We start from the raw sequence: 20,832 nt of genomic DNA, 5'->3' as shown, positions 1-20,832 counted from the left end.
CGTCGCGTCAGCCGACGAACTGGACGTCGACGGGGCCGGGGAGGAGCTGGGCGGCCTCGGCGCGGCGGAGGAGGGTGCGGACGGCCTCGCGGCCGCGGTCGCCGTAGTCGACGGTCCAGTCGTTGACGTACATGCCGACGAAGCGGTCGGCGAGGTTCGGGTCGAGCCCGCGGGCGTAGGTCAGGGCGTAGTCGAGCGCCTCCTGGCGATGGTCGAGGGCGTACTGGATGCTCTGCTTGAGCAGGCGGGCGATGCGCTCGACGGTCTCCTGGCCGAGGTCGCGGCGGACGACGTTGCCGCCGAGGGGCAGCGGCAGGCCGGTCTCCTGGAACCACCACTCGCCCAGGTCGACGATCTGGTGAAGGCCCTGGTCGGGGTAGTAGAGCTGGCCTTCGTGGATGATCAGGCCGACGTCGGCCTTGCCTTCGAGGACGGTCGGGATGATCTGGTCGAAGGGGACGACCGTGAACGGCACGTCCTTGCCCAGGCAGAGCTGGAGGGCGAGGTAGGCGGTCGTCAGGGTGCCGGGGATGGCGATGGTGGGCTTGCGGGCGCGCAGGTCGTCGAGGGTCATCGGCTCGCGGGCGATGAGCTTCGGGCCGTAGCGGTCGCCCATGCTGGAGCCGGAGGCGAGCAGGGCGTAGGTGTCGGCCAGGTGGGCGTAGGCGTGGATGCTGACGGCCGAGACTTCCAGCTCGCCGTTGAGGGCACGTCGGTTGAGGGTCTCGATGTCTTCGAGCTGGTGGACGAAGTGCAGGTCGCCCGTGTCGAGTTTGTCGTGAGCCAGGGCGTAGAACATGAAGGCGTCGTCGGAGTCGGGGGAATGTCCCACTCGAATGGTGCGCCGGCCGTCGGTAGTCATGGGATCGCGGGAGCCTCGGGGCAGGGGTACGGGATCAGAGGGGAACGTGGGTTGGTTGGCCAGGAGGGCGAGCGGGCCGGTCGTTCCAATCGGGTCAGGGGGATGGAAGTCTCCCTCCCCCTGGTCGATCTCGGGTCCGCTCGTGCGGACAGTCCCGGACCCGATGGTCCGCACAGCGGACCCTACAGACGATTGCTCGCGGTCCTCACACGCCAGGCCGGGCGAAGCCCCCCTCACCCCGGCCCTCTCCCCCGGGGCGGGGGAGAGGGTGGCAAAGTCCAACCCTCGCCCCCTTGCGGGGGAGAGGGCGGCCGGAGGCCGGGTGAGGGGGCGGCGGATTCGAACGCCTCGCCTGGCGATCCGGCCGAGGACCCCTCACCCCGGCCCTCTCCCCGCGGGCGGGGAGAGGGTGACGGAATCCGCTGAACCCTCACCCCCGCAAGCGGGGGAGAGGGTGGCCGCAAAGGCCGGGTGAGGGGGCAATCGGCGGACGCGCCGAGACGGACGATCGAAGGTCCACGCGCAGGCGGTTTCCGCCCGGTCGTCGCGGTCCGGTCGGGGGACGGAACCCCTTTCCTGGCAACGAGCGTCGGAATCGGCCCTTTCCTCATAGAATAGACAAGGCCGCCGCCCCGGTCCACCTGTGCAGCAGGGGATCGGGGCGGCGGCCGGGCGAATCACCGGGCAGGCGAGCGGGTCGAGGGGGGCGATCAGCCCTCCTGTTCCGCCTCGCCGATCGGGCCGAGCATGTCGAGGGCGTCGAAGGGGTCGAGCATCGGGTCGAGCTCGGCGTCTTCGAGCAGGTCGGCGAAGGGCATGTCCTCGGGGACCTCGCGGCCGGCCTGGCGCAGGGCCTCGACGTAGCGGAGGACCGCCTGGCCGGTGTCCTTGCGGTTCAGGTCGTCGTCGCGGTAGGTCGGGTAGTTGTCGAGGACCGACTTCCAGAGGTCGAGCCCCTCGCGGTAGGCATCGGCCGCCTTCGGGAAGTCGGCGTTGAGGTAGGCGAGGTAGCCGTCGTAGAACAATTCTCGCGAGCGGACGCCGTCGTCCTCCATCTCGGCCCGGCAGCGCTCGACCCAGTAGCGGAAGTTGTTCTGATTGGCCCAGCGGTCGGTCCAGGCCATCTTGTTCTCGGTCAGGCGCTCGGCCTCGTCGGGGGTGACCTCGCGGATGTCCTTGTCCTCGTAGCGGCTGAGCAGCTCGGCCCAGTAGCGGGTATCGCCCCGGTACTGCTCGATCAGGGCCGGTTCGAGCACGTCGCCGATGCGGATCGGCTGGGCCACCAGCTCTCCCTGGATGCGGAGGGCGTTGGGAGAGCGGAACTCGTAGTCGCCGAACCTCAGCCATTCCCGCTCGGCCAGGTCCCACTCGGCCTTGGCCCGTTCGCCGAACTGGGCGGGGACGTTCACCTTGCTCCGCTTCTCCAACGCCGCGGCGTAGCGGGTCTGGGCGTGGGCGGGCATGGTGCGGAAGGCCAGGTCGCCGGGGCGCCCCTTGCGGTTCTCGACCGGGTCGACGAACTCGACGGGCGTTTCCAGCTCGGTGGCGAGGCGCTGGAAGTCGTCGGCGCGGTCGACGGCCAGCTCGAACCAGCCCCGGGAGACCTTGAAGTTGTCGTCGTAGAGCCGGTTGTCGACGGGGTCGGTGCGGAAGTCCTCGTCGACGTCCTCGTGGAAGAGCTGGCGGAGGATGATCGACTCGTCGGCGAAGCCGAGCTTGTGGTAGTAGGTCCAGGCGGTGTCCCAGACCAGGTCGGGGCTCTTCGGGTTGTTGGTGACCCCTTCGCGGAGGAAGTTGATCCCGTTCTTGATCCAGATGTACTTGTCGGCCGGGTCGTCCCACTCGACCGAGACGTTGTAGGCCAGGTTCCAGCCCTGGAAGGTCCAGATCGAGAGGAAGTGGGGCTGGAGCTTGGTGATCAGGTCGACGCGGGTCTTCAGCTGGTCCCACTCCTGCAGGCGCTGGAGCTCCTGGGCCTGCATCCAGAGGGCGTTGGCGACGACCCCCCGGAAGCCGCCGATCATGGCCAGCTTGAGCATGAAGCTGCCGGCGTTGACCTCGCCGAGGGTCGCCTCGCCGAGGTCCCGGCGGTCCTTGACGTCTTGCAGCCACTGGCCGTAGGGGACCATGACGGCGAAGAGTCCGACGATCAGGGAGCCATAGAGAATCTGCTTGGCCCGGATGGAGAGCGTGCTCATGCGGCCACCTCGCGATGTTTCAGGATGAAATAGCCGGCGATCGAGAAGGGGAGGGCGTAGGCCAGGGCCAGCAAGACGTTCGCGCCGAGGGTCTGCCACTGGATCGCGAAGCCGTCGGCCACGAGGTTCGAGAGATCCATGGCCGAGAAGTTCGGCACGATGAAGATCAAGAGCGACATGATCGGCACGACGATCGCGTCGAGCGACTTGGCCAGAATCACGCCGAGGGTGGCGTCGAGGTCCGACATCTGATTCTCGTGCGAGATCATGCGGATCATGGACTCGAACGGCCCCCCGCCGGTCAGCTGGCCGCTGGCGAGCTGGCTGAGGATCGGGAAGAAGATTTCGCCGGCGACGAAGAAGAAGACGGTGATCAGCAGGGCGACCGGCCAGCTCAGGAAGGTGCCGGCCCAGACGCCGATGGCGGTCAGCACCATGGCCTGCAGCCAGATGCCGGCCAGGCCCTTCAGGTAGTTGGCCAGGAACGAGCCCTGGCTGGCGACGATGAACAGGTCGTTCTCGGCCATGCCGAGGTACTGGGTCGGGCTGAGGCACTGGACCTGGATCGTCAGGTAGCCCCGGCTGCCGACGAGCATCGAGGCCGGGAACGACCACTTGTTGGTGTAGTACTCGCGCACGTCGAAGGTGTCGCTGTAGACCAGTTCCGGGATCAAGGGGTTGGCCTGGCCGCCGAATTCCTGGGCCAGCGGGTCGAAGATCAGCGGCCCCGGCTGCGGGTCGCCGGGGAACATCGGGGCCTCGCTCGAGAACGGGTGGACGACCTGAATCGAGGCATAGACCGGCTCTCCGGGGCGTCCCTTGGTGGTCCGGTACACGGTGAAGGTCATTTGCACGGGGACGTCGGGCGACCGCAGGGCGGTGGCCTCGTCGATCAGGCGGCTGGCCTCGGCCTCGTCCTCGGTCGCCTGGGCCTGCTCCATCAGGTCGACGTAGCGGCCGACGAGGTCCTGGTACTGCTGGTTGAGGCTCGCCCGCTGCTCCTCGATGCGGGTAATACGAGCGTTGATGCGGGACAGTTCGCTCGGCTCGACCCCTTGTTTCTGCGATTCCAGCTCCATGCGGGCGTAGGCGAGCTCGTAGATCTGATTGGCCAGATCCTCGACCGTCCCGGAGACGAGCAGCAAATTCAGCGGCACGGCCTTCGACTGGGTCGGGAAGGGCATGCCGGGCCGGTTCGGGAAGAGGCGGTCGACCGGGTGCGGGATGTTCTCGCCGAAGAGCCACGAGGCCTCGGCCTGCGTCGCCCCCTCGACGAAGCTGCGGATCTCCAGCTCCTGGCCGACGTCGATCCCCTTGATCCTCGGCTCGCCGACCGAGTCGATGAACGTCAAGGACCCGTCGACCGGCAGCCGGGCCGACATCCGGGTCTCCAGCTGGTCGAGCTGCGAGGCGAGCTGCGAGGCCCGGTTCGTCAGGCCCACCTCCTCGGCCTCGGCGATCTCGGCCCGGAGCTCCTCGATCCGGCCCCCGACGTTGCGGTCGAGGTAGATCAGGCTGATCCCCCCGAGCGCGAGGATCAACACCGTCACCACCGCCATGAAGCCAAACATCCGGCCCCAGACGACCTCCAGGCGGCGGACCGGCTTGGTCACGATCGTGTAGATCGTCTGGAAGCGGATGTCGTTGGGCAGCGAGATCGGCGTGAGGATCGCCACCATGATCGTCAGCAGGATCGACGACAGCAGCATCAACGTGCCGACGTACAGGCGGCTCAGCTCGGCCTGCCGGAGCGCATCGGGCGGCTGGAGGAACCAGTGCGTGAAGGCGAGGATCAACAGGAAGATCACCAGCACGGCCCAGGGGATCCGCGTCTTGCGGAACGACTCGACCCAGCTGAACTTGCCCATCGCGTAGAGCCGCCGCGGCCGGACCCGGGCCACCTCGGCCAGCACCAGCAGCGTGATCCGGAGCAGGACCACGAAGCCCATGTACGTCAGGGACATCTGCACGGCCACGAGCGTCAGGGCGACCACGCCCGAGGGGGTCAGCGAGCCGTCGGCATTGATCAGCATCGTCTCCGGAGACATGCCCAGCCCCGGGGCCAGGAACTGGACCGACCCGCTCGGCAGGCTCAGCGTCACGGCGACCGCGAACACCAGGGCCAGGTGGATGCCGAGCAGGACCAGCATGTCTCCCACGCTCCGCTGGCGGAGGATGCCGGACCAGAGCACGACCTCGAGCCAGAGCAAGCCGACGCCGAGGCAGAGCAGGCCCACCAGCGACGACGCCGAGACGCCCAGCACCTGCACGTCGGCCAGCTGGCCCGAGCCCTGGGCCACCCGGACGAAGACGCTGCCGATGCCCACCAGGATCGCCAGCAGCAAGGCCAGGTCGATCGGGCGGGCGCCGCCGACCGTCACCTTCGGCCGCCTCCGGCCGCGCAGGGACGAGAGGACCCAGGCCCCCACCCAGCCGAGCAAACCGGCCAGCGAGACCACCTTCGCCCAGCTCAGCGGGGGGCCCCACCAGACCGGCACCGTGGCCCTCGGGTCGCCGATCAGGAGGACCCAGTATTGCCACGGCTCCATCTGCTCGGCCGCGGCCATGGTGGGGGCGACCATCGGGCCGGCGTCTCCGCCGGCCCCCGGGGCGGCGGCCGGGGCCGGTGCGGGGGCCGGGGTGCCGGGGGCCTCTTCGGTCACAATCGCCTGGGCCGGCTGGGTGGACGAACCCGGCGGGGCGTCGGGGCCGGCCTGTTCGCCGCCGGCCTGCGCCCAGCACAGCATGAGGAGGAAACTCAGCGCAGACATCGCTCGGGGAGACTCCAGAAGCGGATAATGGACGGGGAAGAACTCGAATGAGACACGGATCGCGAAGGCCCGGATCGAACCGGTTGAGGGCTCCTGCCGTCGTCGGCGGCGGGCGGGGCATCGACCGGCCCGCCCGCCCCAGGGGACGGTCCCCCCGGTGATCGACTCAGGACCTCCTGGCCGCGGTCTCCGGAGCGGCGCCGGGGGCGCCGTCTCCCGCGGCCGAGGCGGGCATGCCGGGGCGGTCGCCCACCCGCCGGCGACCGGGGTGCAGGTCGCTCTCGCGGACGATCCGCAGGAAGAGTTCTTCGAGCGTGGTCGTCGGGTGGTCGACGGCCAGGAGCTCGGCGCCGTGCCGCTTGATGATCGCCTCGATCTCCGTCAGCGCGGCCGGGGGCAGATCCTTCGTCTTGATCTGGGTCACGTCCTGCACGGTCAAGAGGTCGCGGACCTCGCCCAGCTCCTTCAGCTCGCCGCGGTGCAAAATGGCGATCCGGTCGCAGATGTCCTGCATGTCGGCCAGCAGGTGGCCGGAGAGGATGATCGTCTTGCCCCGCTCGCGGAGCTCCCGGATGCGGTCCTTGATCTCGGACGTGCCGATCGGGTCGAGGCCCGAGGTCGGCTCGTCGAGCAGGATCATCTCCGGGTCGTTGATCAGGGCCTGGGCCAGGCCGATCCGGCGCTGCATGCCCTTCGAATATTCGCGGATCTGCCGGTGCTTGGCGGCGGTCAGGCCGACCATGTCGATCAGCTGGTCGACCCGCTTCTTCCGCTCGCTCGGGCTGAGCTTGAACAGCCGGCCGTAGAAGTGGAGCGTCTCCTCGGCGTTGAGGAACTTGTAGAGGTACGACTCCTCGGGCAGGTAGCCGAGCCGCTCGTTCTTGGCGACATTCGTGGCCGACTCGCCGAAGAGGAAGGCCTCCCCCTCGGTCGGGAAGAGCAGGCCGAGCAGGAGCTTGATGGTGGTGGTCTTACCCGAGCCGTTGGGGCCGAGCAGGCCGAAGATTTCCCCGCGGTGGACCTTCAGATCCAGCGCCTTGAGGGCCAGCACCTTCGGGCGCCCCCAGAAATCGCGGTAGACCTTGGTCAGGTTCCGGGTCTCGATGATGACGTCGGAGTTCATCGCCAGGCGCCCTGCATGCTGGATGAGTTCGGAAGGAAGAAGGACGAAAATGCGAGCGAAGGGCTCCGCCCGACCCGATTGACGCGGTTCAATGGGCGTCGCGACCCCGAAAGCAGACGATGGATCGATGCGATCGCGGAAGAATCCGAATCAAGACGCCCCCCATTGCCTCTCCCGGCCGAACGACCGGAGCAACCACGCGCACCCTGCGAGATCGGGGCGCAGGGCGATCGGAGCGGGGGGAGTTTGCGGCTTCTACGACCGGGGCCGGGTTTCGGTTCGATCGGCCCGAAAAAGCGCGACCGCGACCGGGCCCGGATCGGTCACGCCACCATCATCACCCCTCAGGGGGCCTTCGTGCAAGGCGATCGCCCGCTTGGCCTACCGACAAACCCGGACAGCCCGATCGACCCGCTGGGATCGCCACGGCCGCGGTCCTTTCTTCTCGACGCATTCCCCGAACGCCAGCCGACCTTGCGAAGTTGCGAAATTCTTGCGAGATGAGCTGACGGTGGGACTCCCGAGGCACCTGGGTTTCGGCGTGGGGCGGTTCGTCGAGCCACGTCCGGTCCGTCGTGCTCGATGCTCGCCCTGAAGCTCGAATTAGCCGATAACTCCGTAGACCTGGCCTGATTACGACAGTATATTAAAATGGGGCCAGATGCGATGGATTGACCGGCCCGGAGGGCCATACGTGCTTGCAGTTCCTGGCCTCGTTCAAGGTCACGAGAATGTCACATGAAATGCAAACAGGTTTTTCTTGCCTTAGGGCTTGCTGTCGTTGGGGTCCTTGCAGGTGCCCATCGACTCCCGGGAAGTCCACCCCAGGATCGATGTACGGTTCAAAACTTCATGATGGGCGTAATACAAGGAGGCGTCCAGAGCATCATTGTCGATGGAGGAGTCACCACCACGCGATGGGAGGGAACGGTTGAGGTTACGTTCATTTGTCAACGCACGGGGTTTCTCCCTTGTCAAATTTGCACGAGCACGAGAGTCCGGAGGTACAGCGTCGAATTGGGCGATTACGACGAAGGTCTGACGAGCCCGCCTGCCGTGTTCGGTTATGGTTGTGGGACATCGGTCGCCAGTGCATACCTCATCGCCTTCACTGCGATCAACAGCGCGGACGCGAGGGAAAATTTCTTCAAAGTCACTTTTGAAGCCGGAGACTGTTCCGGGGACAGCCTTTCCACCACGACGATCGTCTCGATCGATGACATGACCTGATTGGCGATGAAATCCACCGATTTTGCAATGGCGCCACGGTGGTTGCCATCGCGTTCCTTGCAAGAGAGGAGACGAATCATGTTCAGTTCGACGACGTATAAGGTGGCGGGGCTGGGTTTGCTTGGCGTCTTGTCATACACCATTTCGGCGCTGGCGCTCGCCAGGCCGAGCGCAGTGCCCGACGACGTGCCGTTGAAGGTCGAGCCTGTCCGGCAGGTCATGCGTCCGGCCGAGCAAGGCGCGGTGCCCGGTCCAGGCGTGGTGGGGACCTACGGGATGAATCGCCTGAGTATGGAGAGTTCGCGTGGCCTCGTCACCGTCGATGCGGCAGCGACGCTGTGGGATCGTCGAGATGGGATGAGGTTTGTCTGGTCCTTCCGTGTGCTTGACCCAGAGGACGACCGCGAAGTCGTGTTCGAGGATCGATATGACGGGCAAGTCTTCTCCATCACTCCGGGGCAATCGAGCACAATGACGTTCGCTGACATCATCTCGCCCGACATCCCCAAGGGGCGTTACCCGGCCGAGGTCGTGATCTATGGTTTGGAGCCGGGTGAAGAGGTCTCGGGGCTGGACGATTCTAAGAAGGCCCGATCCTCTATCCTCGCAACAGGGAAGTCACACGTCGTCATCGACTGACGCTCTCTGCGGGCAGTCGCGTTGGTTTCGCGCGGTGGCCCGACGGCCGGGGCCACCCAAATTGGATTATTGAATGGAAGTTATAAAATATTAGCGTGCTTGTGGATCGGTGCGACGGGAAGGGGAAGCCTTCCTCCGAGATGTCTCGCCTGCCTCCGGGCCGAGCGACCGCCGTTGTCGCGCATCGAGGATTGGGCTAAGCTGGATGCCTTCGTGCAGCCGATCGGCCCAAACGGCCGTCGGCTGCCGGTCGAGACGCCGCGCCCGACCCCAGGTGGACCCGATCCGTGCCCAGGATGCTGTGCCCCCGAATCGGCCGACGGCTCGTGATCGCGGCCTCGGTTGTGCTACTGACCGCGCTGTTTGCTCCCCCGGTGGTGACCGGCCAGGACGGCGAGATGCCCGCCGCCGCCGCCGCCGCCGAGGAATCGACCGGCGGCTTCGACACGTCGTTCCTGAGGCTCATGGTCACCTCGACCGGGCCGATCGGCGTGGTCTTGCTCTTGATGTCGTTCTACCTGGTGGCGCTGGTCGTCTGGATGTACTTCGAGTACCGCCGGGGGGTGGCGATCCCGGAACGCCTGACCCGCGACCTGAACACGCAACTGATGCAGCGGCAGTACTCGACCGCCTTCGAGATCGTCAACAGCGACCGCTCGTTCCTGGCCCGGGTGCTGGCGGCCGGGGTCCGCAAGCTGCCCAACGGCCAGCCGGCCGCCTTGCGGTCGATGCAGATGGTCAACGACGACGTGACGATGGAGATGGAGCACCGCACGGCCTATCTGGCCACCGTCGGCACGCTCGGCCCCCTGATCGGCCTCTTCGGCACGGTCTACGGCATGATCATCGCCTTCCGGGCCATGTCGGCCGAGGGGCAGCCCGAGGCCAGCCTGCTGGCCGGGGGCATCTCGACGGCCCTGTTCGCCACCCTGCTCGGCATCGGCGTGGCCATCCCGGCCATCACCTTCTACGCCATCTTCCGCAACCGGATCGCCCGGCTCTCGCTCGAGGTCGAGCTGGCGGCCGAGTCGCTCTTGGAGCAGTTCGCCTCGGGCGTCCGATCGCCCCATCCCCTGGCCGTCTCCCCCGGCACCGGGGCCATGCCGATGCCCCCGCCGAACCCGTCTCCCCCGGCCCGCCCGCCGCTCGGCGGGCCCCCGAAGATGGACGGGTGACGGCCCGCCTCCCGCCTCGATCGCGGGGAGTCGGGAGGGGATGATCGCGGGACCGGGTGAGCCCGAGTCGACCCTTCGAATCGAAAACGACCGGCCCGTCGGAAACGCCCCCTCGACTCGACTCGAATCGATCCGGTCGGCGGCCCTTTTTTTTGGTCAAGATCGGTCACGCCAGAGCCAGGCCAAGCCCATGCCGAGACGCGACCCCGAAGGCGACCCGTACCGCCTGGAAATGAACCTGACGCCGCTGCTCGACGTCGTCCTGCAGCTCATCACGTTCTTCATGATGCTCGTCCACTTCGGCACGCAGATCGAGGCGGCCGACCGCGAGGTCCGCCTGCCCGTCGCCCCGGCCGCCTTGCCGGGGGCGTTGGCGGGCGACGATCGCCTGGTGGTCGTCATCGACGCCGCCGGCCGCCTGATCGCCGGCAATCGCGAGCGGGGCGGGAGCGAGGCCCAGCAGTGGTGGGCCGACCAGGCCACCCGGCGCTTCCGGGGCGCCTCGCTCCTGGGCGAGTCGCTCGACGAGCTGACCACCCAGGTCATCATCCGGGCCGACCGCGACGCGCCCTACGGGGCCGTCCGCTCCAGCCTGGCCGCCGCCCAGCGCTCAGGCTTCGCCCGGTTCAGCCTGGTCGTCATGATGGAGGAGGGGCGACAATGACGATGCTCGGACCCGAGACCGCCCCGAACCCGCGCTGGAAGAAGGCCCCCGAGCACAGCGTCGAGTTCCCCGTCGCGCCGATGCTCGACATGTCCTTCCAGCTCCTCGCCTTCTTCATCCTCACGTTCCAGGCCCCGAGCGGCGAGACGCGGATCGACCTGTACCTGCCCGCCGCCCCGGCCGCGTTGGTGGCCGCGCCCGACGCCTCCGACGGGAGCCCTCGCCCCGGTTCGGCCGCCGAGATGCCCGACCTGGAGACCGACCTCCTGGTCCGGGCCGAGGCCGACGAGCTGGGCGACCTCGTCTCCCTGACCCTCCAGGGGGCCCCCGTGCCCGACACCCGGGCCCTCCGCGACCGGCTCCGCCGCTACCGCGAGCAACTGGGGGGCGAGCCGGTCAAGGTCCGCCTCGAGGCCGACGACCGCCTCCGCTACGAGGAGGCGGCGCGGATCATCGGCTCCTGCTCGGCCGCCGGGGTCGATTCCGTCCGCCTCGCCGGCCCGGCCGCCGGCCCCGGCCCCGAGCCCGCCGCCGGCGACGGCCCGATCGGGGGGGCCTTGCCATGATCGCCCGACGCGGCCCGGCCCGGCGATCGCTCGTGCTCGCCCGGTGGGCCTGGCTGGTGATCCCCCTTGGCATGGCCCTCGGCCCTGGTCTTGGCCTCGGCACGGCCGGTGCGGCGCCGCCCGCCCAGGAATCGGTGGGCGACGACCCGCTGACCCTGGCCGACCTCGACGCCTACCGCCGGGCGCTTCGGCCGATCGACCCGGGCGAGGCCGAGCCCGCGCCGGCGACCTTCGCCGACCTCTGGGAGCGGCCCGACGACTGGCTCGGCCGCCGGGTCGTGGTCGAGGGGCGGGCCGCCCGTCGCTTCCGACAGGGGCCGATCGGCGAGTATCCCCCCCTGGTCGAGCTCTGGATCGCCTCGAGGACCGGCAACCCGACCTGCCTCGTCTATCCGGAGCCCGAGGGGGGCGACCCGACGCCGTTGGGGGGGACGGTCCGCTTCGCCGGCACCTATCACAAGCGCGTCCGCTACGAGGCCGCCGACGAGCCGAGGCTCGCCCCCTTGCTCGTCGGCCCCGAGGCCCCCGAGGTGATCCGGGGCCCCGCCCGGGGGCATTGGCGGCCGATCGGCCCGTTCCGGGAGATCGACTGGCTGGTCGGCCTGATCGTGGCCGCGGCCGTCGTCTCGGTGATCGTCCGCCAGATCTTGCTCAGGCCGAGGCCCCGCAGACGCCTCCGGGACGAGGTCGACGGCCCTCCTCCGGAGTTCCTCGACGGCCCCCCCGACGTCGAGGACGCCCCGGCGCCGCCGACGGACCCTTTTACGGAATCGGGAGGCCGATCGGGCCCCGACCGAGGACCGCGCCATGCCCCTTGAACTCGGCCGATCTCCGCTGACCGACCTGCGGTCGTTGCTCGGCTCGGCGGCCTTCCACGGCGCGATCGTCGTCATCTGCTCGCTGTTCGTCCTCCAGGCGGTCCTGCCCCGAGGCTCCTCGGACGAGGAGCCGCCCGGCCTGGTCGGCGAGATCGGGCCGGTCGACAACCGGGCCTCCGGCGTCGCCCCCGGCGGCGGGCCGGACGACCTGGGGGGCACCCTGACCCCCGAGCAGATGGAACGCCTGGGAGCGATGGTCGACGTGCAGGCGACGACGACCGATCCCGACGCCGTGGCCGATTCCCTGATCGACGAGATCCTCGCCGTGCCGACCGCCTCGGCCCCGACCGACCGCTCCGACCCGCTGCCCTTGCCCGCCATGCCCGGCGTCGGCGTCTTGCCCGGCCCCGGCACCGGCGGCGGCGGGGGAGACGGTGGCGGCTCGGGAGGGGGCGAGGGGCAGGGGATCGGCGCCGGGACCGAGTTCTTCGGCGCGAAGGAGCGGGCGACGTCGTTCGTCTACGTCATCGACCGGTCGGCCAGCATGACGAACCGCAGCTCGATCGACATGGCCAAGCGGGAGCTGCTCGCCAGCCTCCGCCGCCTGCCGGCCGATGCCCGCTTCGGCGTCGTCTTCTACAACGAGCGGGCGACCCCGTTCCTCGATGCCGCCGGCCAGCCCCGGATGATGCCGGCCGACGCCTCGAACAAGGCCCGGTTCGAGTCTCGCCTGGCCCAGATCCCCGCCGACGGCGGCACGAACCACGTCGACGCCCTGATGGCCGCCTACGCCATGAAGCCCGAGGTCATCTTCTTCCTGACCGACGCCGACGACATGACCGACCGCGAGGCCGAGCAGCTGATCCGGGCCGCCGGCCCGATCCGCGTCCAGGCGATCGAGTTCGGCATCGGCCCCGACTCCGGCCTCTCCGTGCCGCTGCGGTCGCTGGCCAATGCGACCGGGGGGGGATACCGCTACATCAATGTCATGACCTTCGCCGCCGGCCGATTCGCCGACGACTGAATCCGGTCGGCGGCGATCCCCGCCGGCCGATCGTGTTCCCGCCCCCCGAATTTTCGAGAGATTCGGGCATCGTCCGAGAGAATTCGTTGGCTCGATCCCCCCGGCACGTCGTATCATGGCGGGGACACGTCACAACACCCGACCCTCGACCCGCTTCGATCCTCCGTCCGGGGCTGACGCCGACCGAGGTCTGATGGCCGCTTCCGAAGCCGACATGCTGTTGATCGCCCAGATCCGAGAGGGCGACATGAGGGCCTGGCAGGTGCTCATCGAGCGCTACGAGGGGCGCCTGCTCGCCTTCGTCGATAGCCGATTGCACGACCGGGCCACCAGCGAGGACGTGGTGCAGGAGACCTTCATCGGCTTCCTGACCAGCCTGCCGAACTTCGACGACCGCCGCGACCTGGAAGCCTACCTCTTCTCGATCGCCGCCCACAAGCTGACCGACCAGCTCCGCCGCCAGGGACGCCGGCCGATCGACCAGTTCGGCTCCGACGACCACGGCCGGCCCCTCGAAGAGGTCGCCGGCCCGGCCCGCGCCGCCAGCAGCATCGCCCGGAGCTCCGAACGCCGGGACGCCGAGGAACGCCTGTTGACCGAAGCCCTCGGCCAGATCATCCAGGACTGGCAGGCCAAGGGGGACTTCGCCCGCCTCCGCTGCCTCGAACTGCTGATCGTCAAGGGGTGGGCCAACAAGGACGTCGCCGCCCACCTCGGCCTGACCGAACAGGCCGTCGCCAGCTACAAGTTCCAGACCATCAGCCGCCTGAAGGAAATGGCCCGCCGCGCCGGCATGAGCCTCGGCGGCCTCGACTGATCGCTTGATTGACCGGAACGGACCGGAACGGAACCCTATCCCCATGGCCGACCCCGCCCCCCCCGTCATCGACGATGAGACGCTCAGGGCCTACCTGGCCGAGTCCCTCTCGGGTGCCGAGATGGCCCGGGTCGAGCGGGCCTTGCGCGGCTCGGCCTCGCTCCGGCAGCGCCTCGAAGACGTCCGCCAGGACCGCCCCGAAAGCGCCATCCACACCCTCGGCGCCATCTGGCGACGCGCCCGGCTCTCCTGCCCCGCGCGGGAGGACCTGGGCAGCTACCTGATCGAGGCCCTCGACCCGGATCATCACGACTACATCACCTTCCATGTCGAGGTCGTCGAGTGCCCCTTCTGCCGGGCCAATCTCGACGACCTCCGCGGCCAGTTCGCGGCCGACGCCCCCACCTCGCAGACCCGCCAGCGCCGCTACTTCCAGTCGAGCCGCCACCTGCTCAGCGGCGACGACGACTGATTTTTTGATTTGAGGCCAATTGCAAGGGGAAGGTGGCGAGCCCCGAGCATCCCGTCGCGGGGATGGCTCGGGTCCACCCATCGGATCGGTCCTCATCTCAACAATTGATCGTGCGTTTGTCGACCGCCAGGGCGGCTTCCTTGAGCGTCTCGGAGAGGGTCGGGTGGCCGTGGCAGATGCGGGCGATGTCCTCGGCGCTGCCGGCGAACTCCATGACGGCGACCGCCTCGGCGATCATGTCCGAGGCCCTCGGCCCGATGATGTGCACGCCCAGCACGCGGTCGGTCTTCGCGTCGGCCAGGACCTTGACGATCCCGTCCTTCTCGTCCATCGCCTTGGCCCGGCCGTTGGCGACGAACGGGGCCTTGCCCACGCGGTAGTCGACCCCTTGCTCCTTCAATTGCTCCTCGGTCAGGCCGACGCTGGCGATCTCGGGCCAGGTGTAGATGACGCTCGGGATCGTCTCGTAGTTGACGTGCCCCGGCTTGCCCGCCAGCAGCTCGGCGAAGGCGACCCCCTCCTCCTCGGCCTTGTGCGCGAGCATCGGGCCGCTGACGATGTCGCCCAGGGCGTAGATGGAGGGGACGTTGGTGCGGAAGTGCGCGTCGATCGTCACCTTGCCCGCCTTCGGGTCGTGCTCGACGCCGACCGCCTCCAGCCCGAGGCCGTCCAGGTACCCGCGCCGGCCGACCGAGACGAGCACCTTGTCGCAGTCGAACGTCAGGGTCTTGCCGTCCTTGGTTTCGGCGGAGAGGGTGGCCTTGCCGTCCTTGACCTCGGCGCCGGTGACCTTCGTCTCGAGCTGGAACTCAAGCCCTTGCTTCTGCAAGATCTTGTACAATTGATTGCCCAGCTCGTGATCGACGATCGGCACGATCCGGGGCAGGAACTCGATGACCGTGACCTTCGCCCCGAGCCGCTTCCAGACCGAGCCCAGCTCCAGGCCGATGTAACCGCCGCCGACCACGACGAGATGCTCCGGCACCTGTTCGAAGGCCAGCGCCTCGGTCGAGCCGACAATGGTCTTGCCGTCGAACTTGAGGAAAGGGAGCTCGATCGGCTCGCTGCCGGTCGCCAGCAGGATGGCGTTGGTTTCCAGCGTCCGCTCGCCGCCGTCGTTCAATGTGACCTGCACCGAGTTCGGGCCGGCCACTTTGCCCGCCCCATAGACCGGCTCGATCTTGTTCTTGCGGAAGAGGCCGCCGACCCCCTGCGTCAGCTCCTTGACCACCTGGTCCTTGCGGCCCATCATCGCGCCGAGGTCGAGCCCGACGCCGTCGGCCGTGATCCCGTGCTTCGAGAAGCGGTGGGTGGCCAGCTCGTACAGCTCGCTCGAATCCAGGAGTGCCTTGCTCGGGATGCATCCGACGTTCAGGCAGGTCCCGCCCAGGGTCGGCCGTTTCTCGACGCAGGCGACCTTCATCCCGAGCTGCGCCGCCCGGATCGCGGCCACGTAGCCGCCCGGTCCCGCGCCGATGACAACCAAGTCGTAACGGTCCGACACTGCTGGTCCTTTCTCGAAGGAGGCGGTAGGCAGAGGACGGTGGGGGAGAGAAGCCAGGAGCCGGAGGGAAGGCCGACGTCGGCGGGAGGGGAGGGGAGGGTTCGGGGCAATCCGGATCGCCGTTCCGCCGCCCCTCCGTTTCCCCGCCCGACTGCATCCCTGCCCTCAGATCTCGAGCATCATGCGTTCCGGGTTCTCGATGCATTCCTTGATGCGGACGAGGAAGCTGACGGCCTCGCGCCCGTCGATGATCCGGTGGTCGTAGGAGAGGGCCAGGTACATCATCGGCCGGATGACGACCTGGTCTCCCACGGCGATCGGGCGCTTCTGGATCGAGTGCATGCCCAGGATGCCGCTCTGCGGCGGGTTGAGGATCGGCGTCGAGAGCAACGAGCCGAACACGCCCCCGTTGGTGATCGTGAAGGTGCCGCCCTGCAGGTCGTCGACGCCGATCTTGTTCTCGCGGGCCTTCTTGCCGAACCCGGCGATCGTCTGCTCGATCCCCGCGAACGACAGGGCGTCGCAGTCGCGGATCACCGGGACCATCAGGCCCCGCTCGGTGCTCACGGCCACGCCGATGTCGTAGTAATTGTTGTAGACGATCTCGGTGCCGTCGATCTGGGCGTTCACCGCCGGGAACGCCTTCAGCGCCTCGACCGTCGCCTTGACGAAGAAGGACATGAAGCCGAGGTTCACCCCGTGCTTCTCCTTGTAGGCGTCCTTGTATTTGCCGCGCAAGGCCATGACGGCCGACATATCGGCCTCGTTGAAGGTCGTCAGGATCGCGGCCGTCTGCTGGGCCTGCACCAATCGCTGGGCGATCTTCTGGCGGATGAGCGGGAGCCGCTGCCGCGTCTGCCGGCCCGATCGCGGCGCGGCCGACGGTGCCGGGGCCGACGGCTCCGCCGGTGCACGTGCCGGTGCCGGTGCCGATCCGCGCGACTCGACCGCGCCGATCACGTCTCCCTTGGTGATCCGGCCGCCTCGGCCGCTCCCCTCGACGCTCGCCAGGTCCACCTTCTCCTCCTCGGCCAGTCGCCGGGCCGAGGGGGACGGCTCGCCGGCCATCGGGCCGTTGCCGCCCGAAGATGGGGCGGGGGAGGGGGCCGCCTCGGCCTTCGCGGGCTCGGCGGCCTTCGGGGCGTCGGATTCCTTCGCGGCCTTGGGCTTGGGGGCCTCGGTCGGGGTGCCGGAGGGGTCGATCGTGCCGACGGTCGCGCCGACCTCGACGGTCTCGCCTTCGGCCACGCCGATCTTCAGGACGCCGTCGGCCGGGGCGGGCACCTCGGTGCTGGCCTTGTCGGTCTCGACCTCGAACAGCGGCTCGCCCGACTTGATCGGCGAGCCGTCCGGCTTCAGCCAGCGCGACAGGATCCCCTCGGTGACGGACTCGCCGGCGCTCGGCACTTTGATCTCGACTGCTGCCATCGCGGGAAGACTCGGTTCGAGGGCCTCCCCGTCCCCATCGCCGGGCCGGGGCTCAAGGGGGGGCGGCCGGTGCGGTTCGATTGCAAGGTGATTCGATTCAAGCAGTTCGGCCGGATCGAGCGTCGCCCGATCCGATCGCTTCGGCCGGCCTGGCGGGGCTCGCCGAGTGGCCCCCGCGCGCTCGCCGATCGGGCTGCGACGCGGGGCTTGCGTCCAGCATAACAAATATTTCCGGGCGAGAGGCATCGGACTGCCCTCGATTTCAGGAGAAAGGGCGGCCGATGGCCATGGCCCTCCCGAGATCGGCCCCTCTCCCGTAGGGTGCCGTCGAGTCTTCGAAGACGCACCTCCCCTCCGTCGCAGCGCGACGACGGAACGCATGGGGCATGTCACCTGAGCAGGACACATGCGGGGGGAGCCAAACACGGATGGAAACCGCACAAGCCTCTCAGCCCGGGCTTCGACGGTGCGTCATCGAGGACTCGACGGCACCCTACGGATCTCACCCGCGACGCTGCCCACGAGCGCGGGGGCGTGGCCGCATCCCCAGGAGATGGCGGAAGAGAATGATCGTGAGCAGGGTGAAGAGCCCGAAGCCGAGCACCGTCCGCACGCCTTCAACCGGCACGGCGTCGCGATCCACCAGCGGGGCGATGACCAACCCGACGAACCCGAGCAGCCAACCCCCGATCATGACCGCCGCATAGACCCGGACCAGGGCGACCGCCCAGGGGTGCGGGGGCCTCGGCGCGGTCGCAGCCTCGGCCATCCGCAGCAGGCGAGCCAGCTCGGCCTCGGTCATCGGCACGAGCAGGCCGGTGCTTCGGTACCACGACCGGGAGATCCGATCGAGGTCGAGCGGGATGCCCGGCAGCTCCTCGGCGGCGATCGGCACGATCGGCAACGTCGGCGATTCGAGCCGTCGGCCGTGCTCGGCCAGCACGTCGAGCGGCGGTCGGCCGGGCAGGTGGGCCAGGTCGATCTCGGGGGGGGTGGCGTGCCGGACGTCCTGGTCGTTCGTCGACAGCCAGCGGCCGCCGTCGAGCCGGGTGTACACCGAGATCTGCGCGCTGACCTGCTCGCCGTCCCCGACCCGATACCGGCTGTGCGACAGGAAGGCCACCATGCGGCCGTCGTCGGATCGCCAGGTCAGAACGTATTGGTCCAATCCGGGGCCGACCACCTGCGTCCGATAGGCCAGGACGAAGCGGAGCCCGGACGCCTCGCAGGCCTCCTCATGCGGCCGGAGCGCATCGAGCACTTCGGCCGGCAGCCGCCCGCGATCGCGCAGGTCGAGCCGCTCGACCCTCGGCAGGGCGAACGGGTAACGCAGGCGAATCCGGAGGAGCTTGCAGGCCGCGAGCACCAGGAAGTTGATCGCATTCTGCGAGCTCCGCCAGTACTCGCCGAAGCTCATCCGCCTGCTGTCGAACTGCAGGACGTCGGTCACCCGGCCCCTCCGCCCCGACTCCGGCGCGGCGTACGGATTGTCAGCCTCCGCATCGGTCGGGCGATCGGTCATGCGAGCATCCCTTGATGGCAGAGTCAGTGGGGTGAAGTCCGCACCGGCGGCATGATTGTCGGTCAACCACCCGCCGCAGTCCAAGACACACTCAACCCTCGTCCCCTTTTGGGTGGAGAGCATGGCCGAAGGCCGGGTGAGGGGGCCGCTGGTTCAGACGACACGCCGTGTGTCTTCAACGGGGACCCCTCACCCCGGCCCTCTCCCCGCCGGCGGGGAGAGCGGGAGAGAGGGGAATCGGCGAGTCCTGGCGAGCGAACTGTCTCAACCCTCGCCCCCTTCCGGGGGAGAGGGTGGCCGTCAGGCCGGGTGAGGGGGCCGCTGCGAGAACATCACGCCTGGCGAGCCGGCCAGGGCCTCCTCTCCCCGCGCGGGCGGGGAGAGGGGGAGAGCAGTCCAACCGACGGGAAGGTGCCCGGGTCGGACCGCTCACCGCTGGCCGTTGACGCCCGCCGGGGCGGCGGTCTTGCGGCCGGCCATGGCGGTGACGAGGTGCGGCAGGACCGGGGCGCCGAGGGCGGCCTCGACCAGTTCGTCCTGCTCGCGGTTGTGCACGGCGTTCGACCCGGTGGCGGGGCTGGCGCTGGCGTCCCGCCCGACGTAGTGGAACGGACGGCCGGTCAGCTCGTGCAGGCGATGGGAGACGAACGTCCAGCCGCCCATGTTCTGCGACTCTTCCTGCGCCCAGACCCACTCGGTCGCGTTCTCATAGCGATCCAGGGCGGCGGTCAAGAGCGCCGCCGGGAAGGGGTAGAACTGCTCGAGCCGGAGGATCGCCACCTCGTCGTTCTTGTTCTGGGCCTCGCGGCGGGCGAGCAGGTCGTAATAGACCTTGCCCGAGCAGAGGACCACCCGGCGGACCGACTCGGGCGTGTTCGTCTCGTCGTCGAGCACCTCGCGGAAGTGGCCCGAGGTGAACTGGTCGACGCCGGAGACGCACCGCTTGTGCCGCAGGAGGCTCTTGGGGGTCATCACCACCAGGGGCTTGCGGAAGGTGCGCCGGATCTGGCGGCGGAGCAGGTGGAAGTACTGCGCCGGGGTCGTGCAGTTGACGACCTGCATGTTGTCCTCGGCGCAGAGCTGCAGGAAGCGCTCGAGCCGGGCGCTGGAGTGCTCCGGCCCCTGGCCCTCGTAGCCGTGCGGCAGGAGCAACACGATGCCCGAGGCGCGGCCCCACTTCGACTCGCCCGAGACGATGAACTGGTCGATGATGACCTGGGCGCCGTTGACGAAGTCGCCGAACTGGGCCTCCCAGCAGATGAGCATATGAGGGGCGTCGAGCGAGTAGCCGTAGTCGAAGCCCAGGACGGCGGCCTCGGACAGCATGCTGTCGAAGACGCAGAACTCGGCCTGGTTGCCGGGGTCGATGAAGTTCAGCGGGTAATGGCGTTCGCCCGTCTGCACGTCGACGACCGAGGCGTGCCGCTGGCTGAACGTGCCGCGTCGGCTGTCCTGGCCGCTCAGGCGGACCGGGGTGCCTTCGAGCATCAACGAGCCGAAGGCCAGCAGCTCGGCGAAGGCCCAGTCGATCGGCCCCCCGTCGGCCATGGCCTGCACCCGGGCGCCGAAGATGCGGTCGAGCTTGCGGTTGCGGGTGAAGCCCTCGGGGATCGAGGCCATCCGGTCGGTCACCAGGGCGAGCCGATCGGCGGGCACGCCGGTCTCGACCGGGTTCCAGTCGTACTCGGGGCGGAGCCCGTCCCAGGGCCCCTTGAAGCCCGGCTGGGCGATCTCGGGCCCTTCGGTGGCGTCGTGGACTTCCTTATAAATGGATTCGAGCTTCTCGCGGAAGGTCTCCTCGAGGGTCTCGGCCTCTCCCTGGGTCAGGTCGCCCGACTCGATCAGTTGCTTGGTGTAGACCTCCAGCACGGGGGGGTGCTGGCGGATCGCCTCGTACATGACCGGCTGGGTGAAGGCCGGCTCGTCGCTCTCGTTGTGGCCGTGCTTGCGGTAGCAGACCATGTCGATGACGACATCCAGCCCGAACGTCTCGCGGAACTCGGTCGCCAGCTCGCCGAC

At 68.7% G+C, this 20,832-nt stretch carries 17 protein-coding genes; 8 read left to right on the top strand and 9 right to left on the bottom strand.

The window, feature by feature from the left end; translation table 11 throughout:
• Nucleotides 1–7: 7 nt before the first annotated feature.
• The 5 genes from AB1L88_RS25125 to AB1L88_RS25105 form a co-directional block, all read right to left on the bottom strand.
• Nucleotides 8–862, bottom strand: a complete 855-nt coding sequence (locus tag AB1L88_RS25125; protein ID WP_367099461.1) for an MqnA/MqnD/SBP family protein — start codon at nucleotides 860–862, stop codon at nucleotides 8–10.
• Between the two features lie 710 nt (nucleotides 863–1,572).
• Nucleotides 1,573–3,060 carry a hypothetical protein gene (locus tag AB1L88_RS25120; RefSeq protein ID WP_367099460.1) on the bottom strand — a complete coding sequence of 496 codons (1,488 nt, stop codon included), beginning with the start codon at nucleotides 3,058–3,060 and terminating at the stop codon, nucleotides 1,573–1,575.
• Nucleotides 3,057–5,831 carry a hypothetical protein gene (locus tag AB1L88_RS25115; RefSeq protein ID WP_367099459.1) on the bottom strand — a complete coding sequence of 925 codons (2,775 nt, stop codon included), beginning with the start codon at nucleotides 5,829–5,831 and terminating at the stop codon, nucleotides 3,057–3,059. The genes AB1L88_RS25120 and AB1L88_RS25115 overlap by 4 nt, the downstream gene beginning before the upstream one ends.
• 166 nt (nucleotides 5,832–5,997) lie before the next feature.
• Nucleotides 5,998–6,954: an ABC transporter ATP-binding protein gene (locus AB1L88_RS25110; protein WP_367099458.1), complete on the bottom strand. Its 957-nt coding sequence runs from the start codon at nucleotides 6,952–6,954 to the stop codon at nucleotides 5,998–6,000.
• Nucleotides 6,955–8,018: 1,064 nt separating this feature from the next.
• On the bottom strand, nucleotides 8,019–8,264 hold the full coding sequence (locus AB1L88_RS25105) for a hypothetical protein (protein ID WP_367099457.1): 246 nt from the start codon (nucleotides 8,262–8,264) through the stop codon (nucleotides 8,019–8,021).
• Between AB1L88_RS25105 and AB1L88_RS25100 the strand changes: the two genes are divergently transcribed.
• The 8 genes from AB1L88_RS25100 to AB1L88_RS25065 all read left to right on the top strand — a co-directional run bounded on the left by AB1L88_RS25100 (nucleotide 8,263) and on the right by AB1L88_RS25065 (nucleotide 14,359).
• Nucleotides 8,263–8,823 (top strand): hypothetical protein, encoded by a 561-nt coding sequence (locus tag AB1L88_RS25100; protein WP_367099456.1) that lies wholly within the window; start codon nucleotides 8,263–8,265, stop codon nucleotides 8,821–8,823. The two genes, AB1L88_RS25105 and AB1L88_RS25100, sit on opposite strands and share 2 nt — an antisense overlap.
• Before the next feature lie 296 nt (nucleotides 8,824–9,119).
• Nucleotides 9,120–9,998 (top strand): MotA/TolQ/ExbB proton channel family protein, encoded by an 879-nt coding sequence (locus AB1L88_RS25095; protein WP_367099455.1) that lies wholly within the window; start codon nucleotides 9,120–9,122, stop codon nucleotides 9,996–9,998.
• 190 nt (nucleotides 9,999–10,188) lie between these two features.
• Entirely contained in the window at nucleotides 10,189–10,662 is a 474-nt protein-coding gene (locus AB1L88_RS25090) for a biopolymer transporter ExbD (protein WP_367099454.1), read from the top strand.
• Complete coding sequence (locus AB1L88_RS25085; protein ID WP_367099453.1) at nucleotides 10,659–11,228, top strand: biopolymer transporter ExbD; 570 nt, start codon at nucleotides 10,659–10,661, stop codon at nucleotides 11,226–11,228. Before AB1L88_RS25090 ends, AB1L88_RS25085 begins: the two co-directional genes overlap by 4 nt.
• A complete protein-coding gene (locus AB1L88_RS25080; protein ID WP_367099452.1) occupies nucleotides 11,225–12,046 on the top strand; it encodes a hypothetical protein in 822 nt (273 codons plus the stop codon). The genes AB1L88_RS25085 and AB1L88_RS25080 overlap by 4 nt, the downstream gene beginning before the upstream one ends.
• Nucleotides 12,036–13,070, top strand: coding sequence for a VWA domain-containing protein (locus AB1L88_RS25075; RefSeq protein ID WP_367099451.1), 1,035 nt, complete (start codon nucleotides 12,036–12,038; stop codon nucleotides 13,068–13,070). The genes AB1L88_RS25080 and AB1L88_RS25075 overlap by 11 nt, the downstream gene beginning before the upstream one ends.
• A 193-nt stretch (nucleotides 13,071–13,263) precedes the next feature.
• Nucleotides 13,264–13,887: an RNA polymerase sigma factor gene (locus AB1L88_RS25070; RefSeq protein WP_367099450.1), complete on the top strand. Its 624-nt coding sequence runs from the start codon at nucleotides 13,264–13,266 to the stop codon at nucleotides 13,885–13,887.
• A gap of 43 nt (nucleotides 13,888–13,930) precedes the next feature.
• Nucleotides 13,931–14,359, top strand: coding sequence for a hypothetical protein (locus AB1L88_RS25065; RefSeq protein ID WP_367099449.1), 429 nt, complete (start codon nucleotides 13,931–13,933; stop codon nucleotides 14,357–14,359).
• Nucleotides 14,360–14,456: 97 nt separating this feature from the next.
• On the opposite strand, the gene lpdA is transcribed toward AB1L88_RS25065, so the two are convergent.
• From lpdA to AB1L88_RS25045, 4 genes are all read right to left on the bottom strand, one after another.
• Nucleotides 14,457–15,863 carry a dihydrolipoyl dehydrogenase gene (gene lpdA / locus AB1L88_RS25060; RefSeq protein WP_367099448.1) on the bottom strand — a complete coding sequence of 469 codons (1,407 nt, stop codon included), beginning with the start codon at nucleotides 15,861–15,863 and terminating at the stop codon, nucleotides 14,457–14,459.
• A gap of 165 nt (nucleotides 15,864–16,028) precedes the next feature.
• Nucleotides 16,029–17,291, bottom strand: coding sequence for a 2-oxoglutarate dehydrogenase complex dihydrolipoyllysine-residue succinyltransferase (gene odhB / locus AB1L88_RS25055; RefSeq protein ID WP_367099447.1), 1,263 nt, complete (start codon nucleotides 17,289–17,291; stop codon nucleotides 16,029–16,031).
• 502 nt (nucleotides 17,292–17,793) lie between these two features.
• Nucleotides 17,794–18,813, bottom strand: a complete 1,020-nt coding sequence (locus AB1L88_RS25050) for a hypothetical protein (RefSeq protein ID WP_367099446.1) — start codon at nucleotides 18,811–18,813, stop codon at nucleotides 17,794–17,796.
• 429 nt (nucleotides 18,814–19,242) lie between these two features.
• A partial coding sequence (locus AB1L88_RS25045; protein WP_367099445.1) for a thiamine pyrophosphate-dependent enzyme occupies nucleotides 19,243–20,832 on the bottom strand: 1,590 nt, incomplete at its 5' end.

Source organism: Tautonia sp. JC769, from assembly GCF_040717455.1.
GTDB lineage: Bacteria > Planctomycetota > Planctomycetia > Isosphaerales > Isosphaeraceae > Tautonia.
This window is presented reverse-complemented; position numbering and strand designations above follow the sequence as displayed.